3 protein-coding genes are annotated in these 2,128 nt (G+C 27.5%); 2 read left to right on the forward strand and 1 reads right to left on the reverse strand.

Annotated elements, in window-relative coordinates; translation table 11 throughout:
• Both SVN78_10450 and SVN78_10455 read left to right on the forward strand, forming a co-directional pair.
• Positions 1–280 (forward strand): pyridoxal phosphate-dependent aminotransferase (locus SVN78_10450; protein ID MDY6822025.1); only part of this gene is annotated, 280 nt, incomplete at its 5' end.
• A 36-nt stretch (positions 281–316) separates the two neighbouring features.
• A complete protein-coding gene (locus tag SVN78_10455) occupies positions 317–694 on the forward strand; it encodes a hypothetical protein (protein MDY6822026.1) in 378 nt (125 codons plus the stop codon).
• Between the two features lie 35 nt (positions 695–729).
• On the opposite strand, the gene SVN78_10460 is transcribed toward SVN78_10455, so the two are convergent.
• A partial coding sequence (locus SVN78_10460) for an FtsX-like permease family protein (protein MDY6822027.1) occupies positions 730–2,128 on the reverse strand: 1,399 nt, incomplete at its 5' end.

Below are 2,128 nucleotides of genomic sequence, written 5' to 3' on the forward strand. Positions count from 1 at the left end.
TGAAAAAAGGTGTAATTTCTTATATGATGAATTACTCAATATCTTTGAAATTGATGCAAAACCTGAAGGTGCTTTTTACATTTGGGCAAATATATCAAAATATTCATCAGATTCCTATAAATTTTCCTTTGACATATTAGAAAACACAGGTGTTGCAACTACACCTGGTGTAGATTTTGGTAAAAATAATACAAACAATTACATTCGCTTTGCCTATACTAAAAATATAGATCATATGAAAGAAGGCATAAAAAGATTGAAAAAATATCTAAAAATATAATATTTATTCTAAATAAATTTTTTTAGGAGGACTTTAATGTTAAAAAATATAGGGAGTTTATTATTAATAACTTTGGTTTTTGCACTGCCAACACAACTATTATCACAACAAGCACAACAAACAAAAACAAAACAAATGAATATGCCATGTTATGATTGCAAACATCACGGATATATGAAAAAAGATATGTATATTAATCCAGTTACAGATGAAGAAGTGAAAAAAATAGTAAATAATTATATAACAAACAATAATCTAAAAGGTTATTCAATAGTCTCTATTAAGAGATTTGTCACTACAAGAGGGCCAAGATATTTTGCCACATTAAAAGATAGCTCAAACAACTTATTTACACTTATGATACCATTTGCTGGAGTAGTTAAAGGGCCTTTCCCAACAACTGAGATAAAATAAACTACTTATTTTATAATATAATTTTTATAATATATTTACGTATTAATTGATTCTTTAACATCTATCTTTTTTATATAAGAAATAGGTAAAAAGACTGAGATAATAATTGTAACATATAAAAGAAAAAGTAAGCCCAATATAGAAATAAAAGGAATAAAAATATCAATTGTCCAACCAAAGGATACAATATTAACTATTTTAATCATGATAAAACTAATAATAGCTCCAAGCAAAGCACCAATAATTATACCAGCAAAACCAACTACAGAAGCTGAGGTAATAAAAATAAGTTTTATCTTTTTATAAGAACAACCTATATATCTGAGTATACTAATTGATCTAAATTTTTCAACAATAACAGTAAATATTGTATTTATCATGCCAATTAGCGATATTATAAAAGCTATAATCTGTATAGCATAGGTTATAGCAAACGTTCTATCAAAGATCTGAAGCACTCTTTTTTTTAAGCTTTTATTATCATATATATCAACGTTTAGATTTTTTGGTATATTGCTTTTTAATTTATCTATAAACTCTTTAGTTGAGGCACCTTTCTTCAGATATATATTTAATTGCGTTGCATCATCTAAAGACCACAATTTTTTTAGCCAATACCTGTCAAATACAAGAAAACCTGTTGTTGTAGAGTAGCTTTTAAATATTTCACGTACCCTAAACCTAATTTTTCCCATTGGCGTAGATATATTCATATAATCGCCAACTTCAATGCCATATTTAATTCTAAAATATTCTGAGGCTGCTAACTCTTTTTTCTTTCTAATGCCAAGATTTATAACATGATCGGTGTGTTTTTTCACAATATCTTCATTTCCAAAACCCAATAATACTGGCCTATCTCTATAATAACCTCTCAAAACTCTAAATTTATTTACATCCTCTACTTCATCAAAATCTTCCAATATACCTATTAACTTCTTTGATAAAGGTGTAAAACAAAAATTAGAAGAACAAGAAGAAGCCTTTATGAAAACATCAAAATTTAGATTTTTATCAATCCAATCTGTTAGATTCTTTTCAAAGGAATGAATAAGGATAAAAAAACTTATTATAAGAGCTGAACTAATCATAACTGAGATTAAGGCAACAGAAAACCTGTGAAGACTACCTCTTATATCCCCTGTTGCAATAACACCTACAAACTTAAAGGCCACCTTAATAAACTTTTCAACCACACCTAACACACCCTTTAAATACAAGGGTGCAACAAAAGTGAAACCAAATATAATCAAAAATACACCTATATAGGATAAAAAGGGGTAGTTAAATGGTTTTGATATATATTCATAGATTGATATAAATAAGCCAATTAAGGCCAAAAAAACCCCAAAAATAAACGCTAATCTATAAAGCCTTGCATAATTTATTTCAACTATATCTGGCAATGTAGCCTCAATTGGTTTTGCTTTGGCA

This window comes from Deferribacterota bacterium (genome assembly GCA_034189185.1).
Classification (GTDB): Bacteria; Chrysiogenota; Deferribacteres; order Deferribacterales; family UBA228; genus UBA228.

Excerpts from the sequence above, each read along its gene's own strand:
- SVN78_10455 (MDY6822026.1), top strand. The coding sequence starts at position 317 with ATGTTAAAAAATATAGGGAGTTTATTATTAATAACTTTGGTTTTTGCA.